The following is a 17514-nucleotide window of genomic DNA, read 5'->3' as shown; positions in this document are numbered from 1 at the left end:
CCTTTCCCACGACAGACTTCACGCCCATGCTATGTGCGGCCACCGACAAGCCCGATACGGTGGCGCTATGACCAGCCCTCACATCGCGGTTGCCGACACCTACACCGGTCACCAGGAGCCGGGAACAGCCGCCCGGCGCACCCTGCCCAACGCCTCGATCATCAAGGTGTCGGTCGGGCCCATGGACAACAACGCCTACCTGGTGACCAGCAATTCCACCGGCGAGACCCTGCTCATCGACGCCGCGAACGACGCCGATGTGCTGCTCGACGTGATCAAGCAGCAGGTGCCGAAACTGTCCCTGATCGTCACCAGCCATCAGCACTTCGATCACTGGCAGGCCCTGGCGGCTGTGGCAGAGGTCACCGGGGCACCCACGGCCGCGCATGCACTCGACGCCGAACCTTTGCCGGTCACCCCGGACCGGATCCTGGCCGACGGGGACACCGTGCGTATCGGTGATCTCACGTTCGACGTGATCCACCTGCAGGGGCACACCGAGGGATCGGTGGCGCTGGCGCTCAAGTCACCCGACGGTGTCACGCACCTGTTCACCGGCGACTGCCTGTTTCCCGGCGGTGTCGGCAAAACGTGGCAGCCCGGTGACTTCGAGCGGCTACTGGGCGATGTGAGCACCAAGGTGTTCGACGTATACGACGACCGCACCGTCGTGTACCCCGGCCATGGAGACGACACCACGCTCGGCGCCGAACGTCCCCATCTCGGGGAGTGGCGCGAGCGCGGTTGGTAGTCGGTCTGCCCGTACGGGCTCAGCTGGTGTGGACGATGAGCACGTCGGTCTTGGACCGGCGTGCCACGTTCGCGGGCACGGAGCCCAGCAGACGGCCTGCGATCGTGCTCAGGCCGACGTTGCCGACCACCAGCAGATCCGCCTGGACGTCCTCAGCCAGCTCGACGAGCGCATCGACGGGAGCGCCGACGACCGGGCGCTCCTCGATGTCGGTGGCGCCGGCGGCCTTCGCGCGGTCGGTCGCCTCGCGGAGGATGGCGTAGATCGGCGCATTGCCGGCCATCTTGTAGCCCTCGTCCTTGAGCACATCGGCGGCACGCTGGTCTTCGCTCTGCGGGAAGTACGCGGTTGCCACGATCAGCTTGGCATTCGAGCCGGCGGCAATCTGACCGGCGCGGTCGACTGCACGCAACGACGAATCAGATCCGTCCGTGCCGACCACCACGGTTCGATACGCGCTCATCAATACCCTCCCACTGTCAGTTGCAACGCCACCCGAGACAGTAACCCGTTGCCCACTGACCACGGGTGCGAATCACGACACCCACACGGCCAACCGACAACTGGACCCATTATTCGGTCCCGAACGGCGAATCGGCACTGATGTTAACCCTCGGAACCGAAAAATCGGTGCTGACCGTGACGTAGTCGACGTCGTTCGAATCCGGGTTGTCGCCAGGACGATTCACCGCGGTAGTGATCCAGCTCATCCACCCGCGACCGGGTCGCCCCGCTCGGCAATAACACTGTCGGAGAGAGCGAGTCGGGTGCCTCAGGTTAATCTTTGCCATCGGTTGAGGGGGTGACACGGTCGCTGACGTGGATCTATCGCTGAATGAACGTGCCGATGGCGCGGACCGGCGGGTCGATCGAGAAGCCCGATTCGACGCCCTGGCAGTGGCCGCATTCGCCATCGTGCTGTCCGCTGCGGGGGCAGCCCGGCCCTCACTGTGGTTCGACGAGGCCGCCACCATATCGGCGGCCACCCGATCGGTGTCGCAACTGTGGGACCTGATCGGCCACATCGATGCCGTGCACGGGCTCTATTACCTGGGCATGCACGGCTGGTTCACCATTCTCCCGGCAACCGAGTTCTGGTCCCGGTTCTCCAGCTGCCTGGCCGTCGGTGGCGCCGCGGCCGGAGTGGTGGTTCTGGGCCGGCAGTTCGGCAACCGGACGGTATCGGTCTGTGCGGGAGTTCTTTTCGCGATGCTGCCCCGGATCACCTGGGCGGGTATCGAGGCCCGTTCCTATTCGTGGTCGACGCTGGCGGCGGTTTGGCTGACGGTTCTGCTCATCTCCGCCATCCGGCGTGACCGCGCTGCGCTGTGGGCGTCATACGTTGCGCTGCTGGTGGTTTCGGCGGTACTGAACATCTTCGCGGTGCTGATGGTGGTTCCGCACGCCGTCGCCGTGACAATGCTCGGCGACCGCCGTGCCCGAGCCAGATGGGCAGCGGTCACCACAGCCGCGGTGTTGATCGTGGCTCCCTTCTTCGTGTGGTGCCGTTCGCAGAGCTTCCAGGTCGGCTGGATCTCACCGCCGGGTCTGCACACGGTCACTGAAGTCGTCTTGGAGCAGTATTTCGACCACAGCGTGGCTTTCGCGCTGCTCGCGGCCGCCGCGCTGAGCGCGCCACTGCTGGTCCCACGGCTGCGGCCCACTGACGAGGACACCCGGCGACTGGTCGCCATCGCGGCCGTGTGGGCGATCGCCCCGACCGCGGTACTCCTGGTGTATTCGGCTGCCGCCCAACCGCTTTACTACCCGCGCTATCTGTGTTTCACGACACCGGCGATGGCTCTGCTGCTCGCCGTGTGTGTGGTGGCGGTGGCCCGCAGCCGGGAATGGATCACCGCGGCCCTGGCGGTGTTCGCGCTGGCCGCGACACCGAACTTCATCACCGGGCAACGCGGCCCGTACGCCAAGGAGGGCATGGATTTCAGCCAGGTCGCAGACGTCATCGCGGCGCACTCATCCCCCGGCGACTGCGTGATCTTCGACAACACCACCTCGTGGAAGCCGGGTCCGATCCGGCCCATCACCGCTGCCCGGCCGGCTGCGTACGCCGACCTCGTCGACCCGGGCCGGGGTAAGCCTGCCCGGCAACGAAATCGGTTGTGGGATGCCCACCTCGGGATCTGGGGCGTCGCCGACGAGGTGCGCCGGTGCACGGTCCTGTGGACCGTGTCCGAACGCGACCCTTCGGTGCCCAGCCGACAGAGCGGGCAACGGCTTCAGCCCGGACCCCGGCTGGACCGCGCCCCGGCCTATCAGGTACCCGAAAGCATGGGTTTCCACATCGTTGAACGCTGGCAATTCAACTTCGCCCAGGTGGTCAAGTCCACCCGCTGAGTCAGTCGCGGCGGCGGCCGAAGTACATCTCCTGGGTCGACGAGCACACCAATTGCCCGGCCCGGTTGTAGACGGTGGCGCTGGCCAGGCCGCGCCCGTTGATACCGCTGGGTGAAACCTGGTCGGACAACACCCAATCCGTCAGATCGGCGGGACGGTGGAACCAGATGGCGAGATCGATCAGTGCGGAGAACGTGGTCACGTGGGTGCCGCGCCGCATCGACAGCGTGGAATCCAGCAACGCGGTGCCCGAGAAGTACGTCAGCAGACAGCTGTTGACGATCGGATCATCGGCGACCGGCTCGGCAGGACGCCACCACATCCGGGTGCGTTCCGGCGGTTCAGGCAGGTCGATCGCCAACCGTGGTGGCGCGTCGACGTAGCGTCGCTCGATCCACTGCGGGCGGACCCAGAACCCGTTGGCCTCATCGGCGAACGCCTGCAGCTGCTCCTCGACCGGGGGCAGGGTTTCGGGATCGGGCACCGCGGGTCGGGGTTGCTGGTAATCCGCGGCGTCCATGGGGACGCTGAACGAGACGAGCGCTTCCAGCAACACCTCGTCACCTTGGCGGCCGATCACCCGGCGGGTGGACAGCGATCCACCATCGCGCAGGTTGTTCACTTCCATCTGCACCGGATAGCGGGCATCCCCGGCGCGCAGCAGGTAAACGTGCAGGCTGTGCGGGAATCGGCCAGGGACGGTGCGGCTGGCCGCCATCAGCGCCTGGGCCGAGATATGACCGCCCACGATGTGGTGGCTGGAGTTGTCCCGCTGTTCCGCGACGAAATTGCCGTCACCCGACTCCACGAGGTCGAGCGTGGACAGGATGTCGGCAAGAGGCAGCATGGGCACCGCAGCATTATTCGATGCAGCCCCCGCCCGTTAACGGGCGGGGGCTCTCATCCGAGCGAGTGACGGGATTCGAACCCGTGTAAACGGCTTTGCAGGCCGGTTCCTAGCCACTCAGACACACCCGCATCGATTGGCTACTCTGCCAGCCAATCCGGCGCCCGCCAATGGTTTCGATCTCAATGATCACTAACCGTCGCAGTCCCCCACCGGCCTGCCGACCACCGGCCCGCCCTGCGGCCAACCGGCCGGCGAGTCCTCCCACGGTTCCTGCCGCCCGTACGGGGTGAGATCGAGGAACGGGTATCCCACCGCAGTGTGATCGAGGCCGCGCGCGAAGGTCGAGTACGTGTGGAAGACCTCGTCGCCGCGACGCAGGAACACACTGGCCCCCGGCCAGTCGCCCCGGAGGTCGTCATCGCTGAAGCCGTCGGCTCTCAGCTCCTCGGCGGACTTGTAGTTGTATTCGATTGGGGCACGGGCCGGATCGAGCGTCACGTGGTAGTCGTAGGTGAAGTCGCCGTCGCGCGACGAGTACCACGGAAACGTCCAACCGTGCTCATCGCGGTACGCCGCGATGCCGGCGTAGGGCGCCCGGGACACACAGGCGAACGTGACATCCTTGCCGTACAACAAGTCTCGATCCTGTGCGGTGAAGGTCAGATCGGCCGCGGCCGTGCAACTCGGGCAACCCCGGTCGATCGCGTCGATCCACATGAAGTGGTGGATGTAGAGCTGGCTGCGGCCCTCGAACAGGTCCACCAGTCGGACTTCGCCGTTCGGCCCCTCGAACGTGTAGTCCTTGTCCACCTTCACCATCGGCAGCCGGCGCCGCTGGGCGTTGACCGCGTCGCGCAGGTGCGTCACCTCGCGTTCGGCGGCCAGCAGTTTCTTGCGCGCCTCGAGCCAATCGTCCCGAGTGGCGACGTCTGGGTAGGCATTGAGCGTCAGCGGCATGCGAATCACTCCTCGTGTCGGTCCTATACGAGTTCGACTCGCGCCGCCGGAGAAACTCATCGCGTGGGTGGGCACGCACGAGCGACCGCAAATGGTCGCCGATTCACGGCGTGTCGCGGTACAGACACGGTCGCTCGCGGGGCAAGTCGCGGGGCAACCAGGTGAGCTGCGGGACCGATCAGGCCCGGCGACCGGACCGGAACGAAGCGACCGCGCCGAGCGCAGCGAGGACCGCGAATGTGGCGAACAGCCAGCGCGCTGCGGCCGCATCTCCGGTATCGCGGAGGTTGACGACCACGCCGGCCAGGCCCGCTCCGAACGCACCGCAGATCAGCTGCACCGTGTTGATCGCCGCCGCGGCGGCCGGCCCCTCGACCGGATCGTCCACGCTGCTCATCGCCCAGGCGGACAGGTGGGGCCAGGCGATACCGATACCGGCGCCGGTGACCGCCAGCGCCGCCGCCCACATGAGCACCAGCCACGACGCCATCCCGTCGCGGATCAGCACCGCCCCGGCGACCAGGCCCACCGCCATCACCACGGGGGCGAACGCCACCGTGCGCACGATCACCCGCCGGTTCTGCAGCGATGCACTGACAATCTCCCCCGTGGTCCAGCCCACCGACAACACCGCAGCGAAGAACCCGGCCATCACCGGCGTCAGATGCGCCAGCCGTTGGCCGAACAGCGGCACGTACATGTCGACCATGGTGGCGGCCATCAGCACACCCAGGCTCAGGTAGATCCATTTGAGCGGCCCCGGACCGAATGTGCTGGGCGGCAGGACCGATGCACCGGCGCGCCGGTCGACGAACAGGAACACGGCCACCAGCGCCACCCCGAGGGCGAGCAGTGCCGCGGTGGCCCGCCAGTCGTGAGGAATGCCGGCGACGCTCACTGCCATGGCCGCCGCGCCCAGCACGGTCAGCGACCCCACCGGAACGCCGGGTGCCGGAGCCGATGCACCGCCGTCGCGGCCGGGCAGTGCGACCGGCACCAGCACGGCCATCGCGACTGTCAGCACAACGAGCACGCCGAAGGCCCACCGCCAGTGCCCGAATTGCGCGAAGAGCCCACCCGCCGCCGGGCCGATTACGGTGCCGACCCCCCACATCGCCGAGACCAGTGCAGAGGCCTTGGTCCACAACGTATTCGGCAGCGCGGTGTTGATCACCGCGTACCCCAGCCCGGCGAGCAGTCCGCCGGCGAACCCCTGCACGGTCCGTCCGGCGAGCAGCACCTCCATGCTCGGCGCCAGTGCACAGCCCAGGCTTCCGGCACCGAACACCGTGAGGCCCAACAGATATGCCTGCCGCGGGCCCAGCCGCATCAGCATCGAGTGGACCGTGGTGGCCGCGATCACCGAGGCGACCAGGTACACCGTCGTCACCCAGGCGTAGAACCGCTGCCCGCCGATGTCGACCACCGCGCTGGGAAGCAGGCTGATGGTGAGGAACTCGTTGGTGGCATACAGCAGCACGCCGCCGGCCAACACGGTGGACGCGCCCAGATGCCTGGCGCCCAACAACTGCCGCCAGGTCCCAATGTCGGGCGTCACGGTATCGGTCACATCGATGACGCTAGAAGCTGAACCGCTGTTGAGGTCAACTCCGGCCTACTTCAGGCCGGCCGCGTCCATCCCCCGCAGCTCCTTCTTCAGGTCCTGGATCTCGTCCCGGATCCGCGCCGCGAGCTCGAATTGCAGATCCCGTGCGGCGGTCATCATCTGCTCGGTCAGATCCTTGATCAGATCGGCCAATTCGGCCCGCGGCATGTTCGTGGTGTCGCGGCCCTCGACGATGCCGGCACTGACCGCCCGCCCCGGTTCACCCTGAGCGCGCCGGCCCCGCGAGGCGTTTCGTCCCGAGCCACCGATCTCGACCGACTCTGTGTCGTCGGCCTCGCGATACACCTGATCGAGGATGTCGGCGATCTTCTTGCGCAGAGGCTGCGGGTCGATCCCGTTGGCCTCGTTGTAGGCGACCTGCTTGGCGCGGCGGCGTTCGGTCTCGTCGATCGCCTCCCGCATCGAGTCGGTGATCTTGTCGGCGTACATGTGCACTTCGCCGGACACGTTGCGCGCCGCACGGCCGATGGTCTGGATCAGGCTGCGCGTGGAACGCAGGAAGCCCTCCTTGTCGGCGTCGAGAATCGCCACCAGCGACACCTCGGGAAGATCCAGACCCTCACGCAGCAGGTTGATGCCGACGAGCACGTCGTACTCGCCGAGGCGCAGCTGCCGCAGCAATTCGACCCGCCGCAGGGTGTCGACCTCGGAATGCAGGTACCGGACCTTGATGCCGAGCTCCAGCAGATAGTCGGTGAGGTCCTCGGCCATCTTCTTGGTGAGCGTGGTGACCAGCACGCGCTCGTCGCGCTCGGTGCGGGCCCGGATCTCGCCGATCAGATCGTCGATCTGACCCTTCGTCGGCTTCACCACCACCTGGGGGTCGACCAGACCGGTCGGGCGGATCACCTGTTCGACGAACTCACCGCCGGCCTGGCTGATCTCGTACGCGCCAGGAGTCGCCGACAGGTACACCGTCTGCCCGATCCGGTCGGCGAACTCCTCCCAGGTCAGCGGCCGGTTGTCGACGGCCGAGGGCAGCCGGAAACCGAAGTCCACCAGGTTGCGCTTGCGCGACATGTCGCCCTCGTACATGCCGCCGATCTGCGGCACCGTGACGTGGGACTCGTCGATGACGAGCAGGAAGTCCTCGGGGAAATAGTCGATCAATGTCGCCGGGGCGGTACCAGGACCCCGACCGTCGATGTGGCGCGAATAGTTCTCGATGCCCGAGCAGAACCCGACCTGCTTCATCATCTCGACGTCGTAGTTGGTGCGCATCCGCAGCCGCTGGGCCTCCAGCAGCTTGCCCTGCCCCTCCAACTCGGCGAGCCGCGCCTCCAGCTCGGCCTCGATCGTCGAGATCGCATGCTCCATCCGTTCCGGTCCCGCCACATAGTGGGTGGCCGGGAAGATCCGCAGCGAGTCGACCTGACGGACGATGTCACCGGTCAGCGGGTGCAGGTAGTACAGCGCCTCGATCTCGTCGCCGAAGAACTCGATGCGCACGGCGAGCTCCTCGTAGGACGGGATGATCTCGACGGTGTCCCCACGCACCCGGAACGTCCCGCGCGTGAACGCCATGTCGTTGCGGTTGTACTGGACATCCACCAACAACCGCAGCAGCCCGTCGCGCGGCACCTCCTGACCGACCTCCAGCTCCACCGAACGGTCGAGGTAGGACTGCGGCGTGCCCAGGCCGTAGATGCACGACACCGAGGCCACCACCACCACATCGCGTCGCGACAGCAGGCTCGAGGTCGCCGAGTGCCGCAACCGCTCGACATCGTCGTTGATCGAGCTGTCCTTCTCGATGTAGGTGTCGGTCTGGGCGATGTACGCCTCGGGCTGGTAGTAGTCGTAGTACGAGACGAAGTACTCGACTGCGTTGTGCGGCAACATCTCCCGCAGTTCATTGGCCAGCTGCGCGGCCAGCGTCTTGTTCGGCGCCATCACCAGGGTGGGCCGCTGCAGCCGCTCGATCAGCCACGCCGTGGTGGCCGACTTTCCGGTACCGGTCGCACCGAGCAGCACGACGTCACGCTCGCCCGCCTTGATGCGGCGCTCCAGCTCGTCGATGGCGGCCGGCTGGTCACCGGCAGGGTCGTACTCACTGACCACCTCGAACCGGGCACCGGTCCGGACGATCTCATCGACAGCCCGGTACTCCGAATGCGCGAGCACGGGATGTTCGGTCGCGAAGGCCATGCTCACCAGCGTAGAACTGTGCACCGACAACTTCCTCCCGCGTTCGCTCCCCGCGTAGGCTTGGCCCCATCCACCCGCCCAAGCACGAGACATTCGACCTGGTGGCCCGCACGAACACCGACCCAAAGGGCATCGTGCGGGCCGTCGACGTCTACACCGTCGAGCCGTGGGGCCTCTACATGGCCCGCCCGACGCCCGGCCGGGCCCAGTTCCACTACCTGGAATCGTGGCTGGTCCCCTCACTCGGGCTGCGGGCCAGCGTGTTCCATTTCAGCCCCGGCCACGAGCGGGACCAGGACTTCTACCTCGACGTCGGCGCCTATTCCGCCGGCCCGACCGCCTGGCATTCCGAGGACCATTACCTGGACCTGGTGATCCGCACCGGGCGCGGCGTCGAACTGTGCGATGTCGACGAGTTGCTGACCGCGGTTCGGCACGGTCTACTGAGCCCAGAGGTAGGCGAGCAGGCGGTGCAAACCGCAGCCACGGCCATCGAGGGCCTGGCGAGCTGCGGCTATCAGCTTGATCGGTGGCTCTCCGGCAACGGAATGGCCCTGACGTGGCGGGGAGCGTAAGGTCAGGATTCATGAGCTCAGCTAAGTACGCCTGGGGAGTCCTCCCCGCGCTGGCAGGACTCCTCACCGGCGCGCTGTTGATCCCCGCTGCGGCACAGGCCGACCCAGAAGCGCCGCCCCAGGTGGAACCGCTGCCCGACCAGCAGCTACACAACGTCACCTACCGCGCCAGGATCGACGGGGTGTCGCGCAACGCGACCATCGCCTACAAGATCGACGACGCCAACATCAACACCGCCGACCCGTCCATGCTGCCGGGCCGGGTCTTCGAGGCCACCGGTGTGGTGACCAATCCGGAGACCGCCGGGATGGCGGTGCGCATCGACTGGCCGTATTCGGCGAACCTGCACTGCGAGATCCTGGTGGACGACCAGGTCATCGCCCAGGCCGACACCTTCGTCGGCCCGCGGCTGACCCGGCCCAAGGACGATCCGAACTACGGCAGCCTGCCCTGTGGCGCCCCGCTGAACAACGCGGTACCGGGCACTGGCATCGACACCGCCCCGGCCGGAACCGATGCCGGGATGCCGCCGGCGGCCGACCCGGCCGTCCCGCCACCCGCGGAACCCGCACCACCGGCCACCTGACCTCAGCGCTTCAGCCAGGACTCGACCGTGTGCCGGGTGTCGTTGATGTGCGCCGCCATCAGGGCAGCGGCCAGTTCCGGATCACGGTTCTCGATCGCTGCGAGGATCGACTCGTGGTAGTCGTTGGCATTGGGCTCCAGATGCCCGAAGATCGCGCCGACCGGTAGCCACATCCTCCGGCGGGCATCGGCCACCGCCTCCATCAACCGGCCATTCTGCGAAGCCTGGGCAATGCCGAGATGAAACGCCGAGTCCAGGGTCTGGAAGTCCGTGGTGTGCCGCGCCGACGGTTCGTCCATCCCGGTCCGCAGCGCGGATTCCATGCCTTTCAGCAGCCTGCGCAGCTCGCTCACATCGGTGGCGCGGCGGCGCTCGGCCGCCAGCCGGGTGGCCCCGGTTTCGACGATGACCCGGTAGTCGAAGGCATCGCGGATCTCCCGCTTGTTGCGGCGCAACTCCCGGCGCATCGCGGCCGGGTCGTACTGCGGCGCCTGGACGGTGAACCCGCCGCCCCGCCCGCGCCGCACCGTGATCAGCCCCTCCCGCTCCAGAACCGCCACGGCAGCGCGCACGGTGGTGCGGGACACGTCGAGCATGTCGGACAGTTCGCGTTCGGTGGGCAGCCGGTCACCGGGCCGGAACTGACCGAGTTCCAAGGCCCGCCGCATCTGGTCGACCACCAATTCATGTGCGGCGATCTGTCGCACCGGAACCAATGCCGGCTTGGCAGTTGGCATGCGTCCCCCCTTCGGACGCCCCAAACGCTACCGCACGGTAGGGAGGCACGGTCCAAACACTTGACCGTTGGGCCTTTTTGCGCGAAACCTGTTGCGGCCCAGGGGTCTAGGGCCGCCAGTCCGTCGCGTCCGCCCACTTCCACGCGCGGTTGTAGGCATCCAGGAACCACGGCTCCTTGGCCACGGCATAGTCAGGTGTGGCCAGCGCGGCACGCTTGGCGGCCAGGTAGTCGGCTTGCGCGCTCGGGTTGGCCCGTAGCCAGTCGACGAACATCCGGGCGAACCTCTGGTTGGGCCGGCCGTCGACCCGGATGTGCACATTGGTCGGCCTACCCGGGTCCGCCGACGCATGGAAACGCTTGTGCCACAACGCTGAATCCTCATCGTGCGGGGTGTCCGCAGTAATACCCGGCACCACCGGATAGCCGGCCGTCAGCAAGGCATCGGCGAGTTCGTCGGCGACCGCCATGGACTCAACCGTCACCTGCACGTCGATGACGTCCTTGGCATCCATCCCCGGCACGGCGGTCGAGCCGATGTGGTCGATGCGCACCGCACGGTGTCCGCATGCGGTGTTGAGCCGGGCCACGATCCGGCGCGCCTGATCGGGCCAGCTCGGGTCATAGGGCACCACCGCGGCATCGCGACGGGCCGGCTGCCCGATCTTCAGGTTGTGCGCGAACGGCAGGATTCGCTCGTGCCAGAGGGCACGGGCCTGTTCGACGACGGCGCCGGGGCTGCCCGAGTTGTCCAGCCACACATCGGCGACGGCGCGGCGCTGCTCCTCGGTGGCCTGCGCCGCGATGCGGGCGCGGGCATCCTCCTCGGTGAATCCGCGGTATTCGATGAGCCGCTTGACGCGTAGTTCCGGGTCGGCGTTGACCACGATGACCAACGGGAACATCGGTGCCATCTGGGATTCCACCAACAGCGGGATGTCCTCGACGATCACCGCATCTTCGTGGGCCGCGGCGATGAGCTCCGATCGGCGGTGCGCCACCAGCGGATGCACGATGCCGTTCAGGGTGGCGCGCTTGTCGTCGTCGCTGAAGGCGACCGCCGCCAGGGCTGGACGGTTCAGCGCGCCCTCGGGCAGCAGGATCCCGTCCCCGAACGCCTCGACCAGCTTGGCCAGCCCCTCGGTTCCCGGCTCGACCACCTCACGTGCGATGACGTCACCGTCGACGATGATGCCGCCCAGATCACTGAATGTGGCCGACACTGTTGACTTCCCGGCGCCGATACCGCCGGTTAACCCGATGCGAAGCACGCCCAACAGTCTGTCAGGCCCCCGGAACGACGAACGCCCCGACCCAATGGGCCGGGGCGTTCGTTGTCTTACTTCTTAGGCGTTGCCTGCGAGCTTCTCACGCAGAGCAGCCAGCTGTGCGTCGCTGGCCAGCGTGCCACCGGTGGATTCTTCGCGACCAGCGCCGTTGGACGACGACGAGGTCGGACGGGCAGCTTCCTCGGCCTCGGCCGCGGCGAACTTCTCCATCTGGGTGGTGTGCATCTTGTGCCGGCGCTCGGCCTCGGCGTAGCGAGCCTCCCACTCCTCCCGCTGCTTGTCGAAGCCTTCGAGCCATTCGTTGGTCTCGGCGTCGAAGCCCTCGGGGAAGATGTAGTTGCCCTGCTCGTCGTAGCTGTCGGCCATGCCGTACTTCGACGGGTCGAACTCCTCGGTGTAGTCCTCGTTGGCCTGCTTGAGGCTCAGCGAGATCCGGCGACGCTCCAGGTCGATGTCGATGACCTTGACCATCGCGTCGTCGCCGACCTGGACCACCTGGTCCGGGACCTCGACGTGGCGCTCGGACAGCTCCGAGATGTGCACCAGGCCCTCGATGCCCTCCTCGACGCGGACGAACGCGCCGAACGGCACCAGCTTGGTGACCTTGCCCGGCACGATCTGACCGATCGCGTGGGTGCGGGCGAAGTGACGCCACGGGTCTTCCTGAGTCGCCTTGAGCGACAGCGAAACCCGTTCGCGATCCATGTCGACGTCGAGCACCTCGACGGTGACCTCGTCGCCCACCTGAACCACCTCGGACGGGTGATCGATGTGCTTCCAGGACAGCTCGGAGACGTGCACCAGGCCGTCGACGCCGCCGAGATCGACGAAGGCGCCGAAGTTGACGATCGAGCTGACGACACCCTTGCGGATGGCGCCCTTCTGCAGCTGGTTGAGGAACTCGCTGCGCACCTCGGACTGGGTCTGCTCCAGCCAGGCGCGGCGGCTCAGCACCACGTTGTTGCGGTTCTTGTCCAGCTCGATGATCTTGGCCTCGATCTCCTTGCCGATGTACGGCTGCAGATCGCGGACACGACGCATCTCGACCAGCGATGCGGGCAGGAAGCCACGCAGACCGATGTCGAGGATCAGGCCGCCCTTGACGACCTCGATGACGGTGCCCTTGACGGCCTCGTCCTTCTCCTTGAGCTCCTCGATGGTGCCCCAAGCACGCTCGTACTGAGCGCGCTTCTTGGACAGGATCAGGCGGCCTTCCTTGTCCTCCTTGGTGAGAACGAGGGCCTCGACCTCATCGCCCACGGAAACGACCTCGTTGGGGTCGACATCGTGCTTGATCGAGAGTTCGCGGGAAGGAATGACACCTTCGGTCTTGTAACCGATGTCGAGCAGGACCTCGTCACGGTCAACCTTGACGATGGTTCCCTCGACGATGTCGCCATCGTTGAAGTATTTGATGGTTTTGTCGATGGCGGCGAGAAAATCCTCAGCCGAGCCGATGTCGTTGACGGCTACTTGCGGCGAGGTGACGGAGGGAGAGGGCATGTGGTGGGTTGCTCCGGACAGGTTTACTAGTAGGGACAGTGGTATTGCTGTAATGCGTTCGTACTGATCCGTGGCAGTGACCAGACGGTGTCAAGCTGTGCACACAGATACGTAACGAGGGTACTCGACCAGGCACACGCAGGACAAACCGCCCCTGCGACGGGGGTGTCAGAGGCGCGCCGGACCGTCGTCCGAATTTGTGCCGGGCACGCAGCCTACCCACGGCTACGCTTCTGCAGGTGGCGTACTCCCCGACCCCCGGCCCGGCCCATCGGCCGTGGTTTCCGATCACCCCGCCGATGCCCCGACCGGTCCGCAAGGTCGGCGCGCCGCTGGCCGCGATCATCGCCTGCGGCGTCGTCATCGGGGCGCTGGTATTGCTGTTCACCGCACTCAACCCGGTCGGCGCGATCATCGGGTTCACGCTGTCCAGCATCGTGATGACCGGGGCGGTGTTCGCCTACCTGTGGCTGGACCGCTGGGAACCGGAACCGCCCAGGCTGCTGCTGCTGGCCTTCGGCTGGGGCGCCGCGGTCGCCATCGTGTTGTCCCTGGTACTGAGCTTGTTCACCGACGCGCTGCTGGCACCGGGGGTCGACTCGGCCGAATCGGCGCACAGCTTCGCCTCGGTGGCGATCCGCGCGCCGTTCATCGAAGAGGCCGCCAAGGGCCTGTTCCTGCTGATCATGATGACCGGGCGGCGCCGCAACGAGCTCAACTCGCTGACGGACTGCCTGGTGTACGCCGGCCTGGTCGGTCTCGGTTTCGCGTGGCTCGAAGACATCATGTACATCTCCAGCGCCGATTCGCTGGCCGGATCGCTGCTGACAGCGGCGTTGCGCCTGATCATGGCGCCGTTCGCCCACTCGCTGTTCACCACGATGACCGCGATCGGGGTGTACTTCGCGCTGCAACGGCGCAGCACCGGCGCCAAAGTGCTCTGTGTACTGGCCGGCTACCTGGGTGCGGTGTTCATGCACGGACTGTGGAACGGTTCGTCGCTGGTGGGCGCCGGAACCTACTTCATCGTGTACGCGGTCTGGATGCTGCCGATCTTCGTCACGATGATCGTGGTGGCGGTCATCAGCCGTCGCCGCGAGCAGCGTGTGGTGGCCGCCAAACTGCCGGGCATGGTCGCCGCCGGGTTGATCACCCCCAATGAAGCCACCTGGCTCGGGTCGCTGAAGACCCGCCACGGCGCGATCAAGCAGGCCACGCTTGCCGGCGGGCGCCCCGCGGGCAAGGCCGTCGCGGCATTCGCCGCCGCGGTCGTCGAACTGGCCTTCGTCCGGGACCGCATCGACCGTGGCTTCGGCAACGCGCAGGTGTACGCGTTGCAGCAGGAAGAGGTGTATGCGGTGACCGCCGCGCGGTCAGCCGCTCCGATCCTGCACTGGATGGCGCGCTACCAGGCGCCCGTCCGCTGGTAGGCGGACGCCGCTAATGCGCGGCGGCGTCCCAGCTGCGGCCGTATCCGACCGACACCTCCAACGGCACATCCAACGGGTAGGCGTTACCCATGTGCTCGCGCACAAGAGCCTCCAAGGCCTCCCGCTCGCCGTCGGCCACCTCGAACAACAACTCGTCGTGCACCTGCAGCAGCATCCGCGACGTCAGCCCGGCTTCCTTGATCGCCTCGTCGACGTTGATCATCGCCACCTTGATGATGTCGGCGGCGCTGCCCTGGATCGGCGCGTTGAGCGCGGCCCGCTCGGCCGCCTCGCGCACATTGCGGTTGCTGCTGTCGAGTTCCGGCAGATAGCGACGACGGCCCAGCACCGTTGAGGTGAACCCGTCCTTGCGGGCCTGGTCGACCACGTCACGCAGGTAGTCACGCACCCCGCCGAACCGGTCGAAGTACTGCTCCATCTGCACCTTGGCCTCTTCGGTGGAGATCTTGAGCTGGCTGGCCAACCCATAGGCGCTCAGCCCGTAGGCCAGGCCGTACGACATCGCCTTGACCCGTCGGCGCAGCTCCGGGGTCACCTCGTCGATCGGCACCGAGAACGCCCGCGACGCCACGAACGAGTGCAGGTCCTCTCCGGTGTTGAAAGCCTCGATCAGGCCCTCATCTCGCGACAGGTGCGCCATGATCCGCATCTCGATCTGGCTGTAGTCGGCGGTCATCAGCTCGGCATACGGCCCGTCCGGCCCGGCCCCGACCACGAACGCGTCGCGGATGCGCCGGCCCGCCTCGGTGCGGATCGGGATGTTCTGCAGATTCGGCTCGGTCGACGAAAGCCGGCCGGTCGCCGCGATGGTCTGATTGAACGTGGTGTGGATCCGCCCGTCGGAGGCCACCGCGTTGAGCAAGCCGTCGACGGTGACCTTGAGCCGGGTCGCGTCCCGATGTGCCAGCAGATGCTGCAGGAACGGATGACCGGTCTTGTCGAACAGTGACTGCAGCGCATCGGCATCGGTGGTGTAGCCGGTCTTGGTGCGCTTGGTCTTGGGCATCTCGAGCTCGTCGAACAGCACCGCCTGCAGCTGCTTGGGCGACCCGAGGTTGATCTGCTTGCCGATCACCGCGTACGCGGCCTCGGCGGCGTCACGGATCTGGTCGGCGAACTCGCTCTGCAGCTCCTGCAGTTTGTCCAGGTCGACGGCGATGCCGATCGACTCCATCTCGGCCAGTGCCCGCTGCACCGGCAGCTCCATCCGGCCCAGCAGGGACGACGAGTCGATCCGGGCCAGTTCCTCGTCCAGCGCATCGGCGAGGTCGAGGACCGCGCAGGCCCGCAGGATCAGCGTCTGCACCGCCTGCTCGTCGACTCCCTCAGAGTCGTCCAGCAGTGAAAGCTGTTGCTGCTCAGGCGTTTCGGCGCGCAGCTCGCGACGCAGGTAGCGCACCGCCAGATCGTCGAGGGCGAAGCTGCGCTGCCCCGGCCGCACCAGGTAGGCGGCGAGCGCGGTGTCGGAGGTGACCCCGCGCAATGTCCAGCCGCGCCCGGCCAGGTCATGCATGGCTAGCTTGGCCTCGTGCAGCGCCTTGGGCGGACCGGGATCACCCAGCCAGCGCGCCAGCGCCTCCTCGTCCTCGGGGGTCAGCGTCGCGGTGTCGATGTAGCGCCCGTCGCCGTCGGCCGCCACGATTGCCAGTGCGGTGGCGTCGGCGTCGTACGCCAGGTGTGTGCCGACCACGGCCAGCCCGAACCGGTTACCCAGGCTGTGCTCGGCGAGCCAGGCGGCCAGCTCACCGGGCTCCAATGCCCGGCCGCGCACGTCGAACCCATGCTCGACCTCGGGCTCGGAGGCGACCAGCGTCTCGAACAGCCGGTCGCGCAGCACCCGGAATTCCAGGTCGTCGAACAGCCGGTGGATTTGGTCGCGGTTCCAGGGTTGCATCCGCAGGGTGTCCGGCGTCTGGGCCAGCGGCACATCGCGCACCAGGTCGGTGAGCTCCCGGTTGAGGATCACGCCGGACAGGTTGGCCCGCAGCGAGTCCCCCACCTTGCCCTTGACCTTCTCGACATTGTCGACCAGCGACTGCAGTGAGCCGTACTCGACGATCCATTTGGTCGCGGTCTTCTCCCCCACCCCGGGAATGCCGGGCAGGTTGTCGCTCGGGTCCCCACGCAGGGCCGCGAAATCCGGATACTGCGTCGGCGTCAGCCCGTACTTCTCCACCACTGCGTCGGGCGTGAAACGGGTCAGCTCGCTGACTCCCTTGCGCGGGTAGAGCACGGTGACGTTGTCGGTGACCAACTGCAGCGAGTCACGGTCGCCGGTGACGACCAGAACCCGGTAGCCCTCCTGCTCGGCCTGGGTGGCCAGGGTGGCGATGATGTCGTCGGCCTCGAAACCGGGTTCGGCCATCGCGGTGATACCCAGTGCGCCGAGCACCTCTTTGGTGATGTCGATCTGGCCGCGGAACTCGTCGGGCGTCGCGGAGCGGCCCTCCTTGTATTCCGGGTACTTGTCCTTGCGGAACGTCTGCCGCGACACGTCGAACGCGGCGGCCACGTGGCTGGGCTGTTCGTCCCGCAGCAGGTTGATCAGCATCGAGGTGAACCCGTAGACCGCGTTGGTGGTCAGCCCGCCCTGGGTCTTGAAATTCTCGGCCGGCAACGCGTAAAACGCCCGGAAAGCCAGCGAATTGCCGTCGAGCAGCATCAGTGTGGGCTTGTCGTCGGCGG

General features: G+C 66.9%; 14 protein-coding genes and 1 tRNA gene. 5 read left to right on the top strand and 10 right to left on the bottom strand.

Features of this window, described 5'->3' with window-relative positions:
• The first annotated feature begins 67 nt into the window (after positions 1–67).
• Positions 68–751, top strand: coding sequence for an MBL fold metallo-hydrolase (locus ACNQVK_RS18155; RefSeq protein WP_418030604.1), 684 nt, complete (start codon positions 68–70; stop codon positions 749–751).
• 19 nt (positions 752–770) lie between these two features.
• Here the strand turns inward: ACNQVK_RS18155 and ACNQVK_RS18150 are convergent, their stop codons facing one another.
• On the bottom strand, positions 771–1214 hold the full coding sequence (locus ACNQVK_RS18150) for a universal stress protein (protein WP_044524035.1): 444 nt from the start codon (positions 1212–1214) through the stop codon (positions 771–773).
• A 356-nt stretch (positions 1215–1570) separates the two neighbouring features.
• On the opposite strand from ACNQVK_RS18150, the gene ACNQVK_RS18145 reads away from it, so the two are divergent.
• Positions 1571–3106 carry a glycosyltransferase family 39 protein gene (locus tag ACNQVK_RS18145; RefSeq protein ID WP_418030603.1) on the top strand — a complete coding sequence of 512 codons (1536 nt, stop codon included), beginning with the start codon at positions 1571–1573 and terminating at the stop codon, positions 3104–3106.
• 1 nt (position 3107) lies between these two features.
• Here the strand turns inward: ACNQVK_RS18145 and ACNQVK_RS18140 are convergent, their stop codons facing one another.
• The 5 genes from ACNQVK_RS18140 to uvrB form a co-directional block, all read right to left on the bottom strand.
• On the bottom strand, positions 3108–3953 hold the full coding sequence (locus ACNQVK_RS18140) for an acyl-CoA thioesterase (protein WP_418034206.1): 846 nt from the start codon (positions 3951–3953) through the stop codon (positions 3108–3110).
• Positions 3954–4013: 60 nt separating this feature from the next.
• A tRNA-Cys gene (locus ACNQVK_RS18135) sits at positions 4014–4084 on the bottom strand.
• A 61-nt stretch (positions 4085–4145) separates the two neighbouring features.
• Positions 4146–4913: a DUF899 domain-containing protein gene (locus tag ACNQVK_RS18130; protein WP_418030602.1), complete on the bottom strand. Its 768-nt coding sequence runs from the start codon at positions 4911–4913 to the stop codon at positions 4146–4148.
• Between the two features lie 178 nt (positions 4914–5091).
• Positions 5092–6483: an MFS transporter gene (locus tag ACNQVK_RS18125; protein ID WP_418030601.1), complete on the bottom strand. Its 1392-nt coding sequence runs from the start codon at positions 6481–6483 to the stop codon at positions 5092–5094.
• Positions 6484–6528: 45 nt separating this feature from the next.
• Entirely contained in the window at positions 6529–8688 is a 2160-nt protein-coding gene (gene uvrB / locus ACNQVK_RS18120) for an excinuclease ABC subunit UvrB (RefSeq protein WP_418030600.1), read from the bottom strand.
• A 68-nt stretch (positions 8689–8756) separates the two neighbouring features.
• Between uvrB and ACNQVK_RS18115 the strand changes: the two genes are divergently transcribed.
• Together ACNQVK_RS18115 and ACNQVK_RS18110 are read left to right on the top strand one after the other, a co-directional pair.
• Positions 8757–9263: a DUF402 domain-containing protein gene (locus tag ACNQVK_RS18115; protein WP_418034205.1), complete on the top strand. Its 507-nt coding sequence runs from the start codon at positions 8757–8759 to the stop codon at positions 9261–9263.
• An 11-nt stretch (positions 9264–9274) separates the two neighbouring features.
• A complete protein-coding gene (locus tag ACNQVK_RS18110; RefSeq protein ID WP_418030599.1) occupies positions 9275–9850 on the top strand; it encodes a hypothetical protein in 576 nt (191 codons plus the stop codon).
• A gap of 2 nt (positions 9851–9852) precedes the next feature.
• On the opposite strand, the gene ACNQVK_RS18105 is transcribed toward ACNQVK_RS18110, so the two are convergent.
• The 3 genes from ACNQVK_RS18105 to rpsA all read right to left on the bottom strand — a co-directional run bounded on the left by ACNQVK_RS18105 (position 9853) and on the right by rpsA (position 13378).
• Positions 9853–10587, bottom strand: a complete 735-nt coding sequence (locus ACNQVK_RS18105; RefSeq protein WP_418030598.1) for a FadR/GntR family transcriptional regulator — start codon at positions 10585–10587, stop codon at positions 9853–9855.
• A 106-nt stretch (positions 10588–10693) separates the two neighbouring features.
• Positions 10694–11857, bottom strand: a complete 1164-nt coding sequence (gene coaE, locus ACNQVK_RS18100) for a dephospho-CoA kinase (RefSeq protein WP_418030597.1) — start codon at positions 11855–11857, stop codon at positions 10694–10696.
• 75 nt (positions 11858–11932) lie between these two features.
• Positions 11933–13378 (bottom strand): 30S ribosomal protein S1, encoded by a 1446-nt coding sequence (rpsA, locus tag ACNQVK_RS18095; protein WP_055114791.1) that lies wholly within the window; start codon positions 13376–13378, stop codon positions 11933–11935.
• Between the two features lie 239 nt (positions 13379–13617).
• Here rpsA and ACNQVK_RS18090 point away from each other — a divergent pair, with 239 nt between their 5' ends.
• Positions 13618–14808: a PrsW family intramembrane metalloprotease gene (locus ACNQVK_RS18090; protein WP_418030596.1), complete on the top strand. Its 1191-nt coding sequence runs from the start codon at positions 13618–13620 to the stop codon at positions 14806–14808.
• Positions 14809–14818: 10 nt separating this feature from the next.
• On the opposite strand, the gene polA is transcribed toward ACNQVK_RS18090, so the two are convergent.
• On the bottom strand, positions 14819–17491 hold the full coding sequence (polA, locus tag ACNQVK_RS18085; protein ID WP_418034204.1) for a DNA polymerase I: 2673 nt from the start codon (positions 17489–17491) through the stop codon (positions 14819–14821).
• Positions 17492–17514 lie beyond the last annotated feature (23 nt).

Origin of the sequence: Mycobacterium sp. 134 (assembly GCF_048282715.1) — a bacterium.
GTDB lineage: Bacteria > Actinomycetota > Actinomycetes > Mycobacteriales > Mycobacteriaceae > Mycobacterium > Mycobacterium septicum.
This window is presented reverse-complemented; position numbering and strand designations above follow the sequence as displayed.

Excerpts from the sequence above, each read along its gene's own strand:
- ACNQVK_RS18155 (WP_418030604.1), top strand. The coding sequence starts at position 68 with ATGACCAGCCCTCACATCGCGGTTGCCGACACCTACACCGGTCACCAG.
- ACNQVK_RS18150 (WP_044524035.1), bottom strand. The coding sequence starts at position 1,214 with ATGAGCGCGTATCGAACCGTGGTGGTCGGCACGGACGGATCTGATTCG.
- ACNQVK_RS18140 (WP_418034206.1), bottom strand. The coding sequence starts at position 3,953 with ATGCTGCCTCTTGCCGACATCCTGTCCACGCTCGACCTCGTGGAGTCG.
- ACNQVK_RS18130 (WP_418030602.1), bottom strand. The coding sequence starts at position 4,913 with ATGCCGCTGACGCTCAATGCCTACCCAGACGTCGCCACTCGGGACGAT.
- uvrB (WP_418030600.1), bottom strand. The coding sequence starts at position 8,688 with ATGGCCTTCGCGACCGAACATCCCGTGCTCGCGCATTCGGAGTACCGG.
- ACNQVK_RS18110 (WP_418030599.1), top strand. The coding sequence starts at position 9,275 with ATGAGCTCAGCTAAGTACGCCTGGGGAGTCCTCCCCGCGCTGGCAGGA.
- ACNQVK_RS18105 (WP_418030598.1), bottom strand. The coding sequence starts at position 10,587 with ATGCCAACTGCCAAGCCGGCATTGGTTCCGGTGCGACAGATCGCCGCA.
- rpsA (WP_055114791.1), bottom strand. The coding sequence starts at position 13,378 with ATGCCCTCTCCCTCCGTCACCTCGCCGCAAGTAGCCGTCAACGACATC.
- polA (WP_418034204.1), bottom strand. The coding sequence starts at position 17,491 with ATGCTGCTCGACGGCAATTCGCTGGCTTTCCGGGCGTTTTACGCGTTG.